Consider the following 584-nt stretch of genomic DNA (forward strand, 5'->3'; position numbering starts at 1 on the left):
GGGTGGAGTTGTTTTGCGATTGCGCCTGTCACACTGTCTAATTCAACCCCATAGAGTTCTGATTTATCTCGTATACTTCTAGGCATCGCCGCAAAGAAGTTCCCAGTCCCCATAGAAGGATCTAATATCCTTCCTCCCTCAAAACCATCATCCAGTAATTTTTGCCAAATCTGACGAATAATCATTGGGTCTGTATAATAGGCTGTGAGAGAACTTTGTTTCATGGTCGAGTATTCTGATTTACTTACTAAACTCTTAAGAGTTAAACGTTCTGTTTCATACTTTGGATTGAGTTCATCGAAAAATTCATTGGCAAGACCACCCCATCCGACATACTTGGCGAGTAGCTCTTGTTCTTCTGGATTCGCTTGTCGTCCCTCTTTTTCTAATCTTTTAACAAGTTCAATTGCGGCGATATTCGTTTCAATTTTTTCTCTATTTGTCTTAGGATAAAAGTCCTCTAAATCATCTGGAAAAACAAAATCTTGAACAGGGACATCCGTCTCTTCTATGCCTACAATAAGCGTTTCTGTTTCCTTATCCTTTTCATTTTCTTCTTCCAGGTAGGAAAACAAATCTATTTC

General features: G+C 38.9%; 1 pseudogene. It reads right to left on the bottom strand.

The window, feature by feature from the left end:
* A pseudogene (locus HMPREF2701_RS01515) lies at positions 1-584 on the bottom strand (N-6 DNA methylase); the annotation flags it as partial.

It is taken from the genome of Streptococcus sp. HMSC077D04 (genome assembly GCF_001808785.1).
Lineage (GTDB): Bacteria > Bacillota > Bacilli > Lactobacillales > Streptococcaceae > Streptococcus > Streptococcus mitis_BX.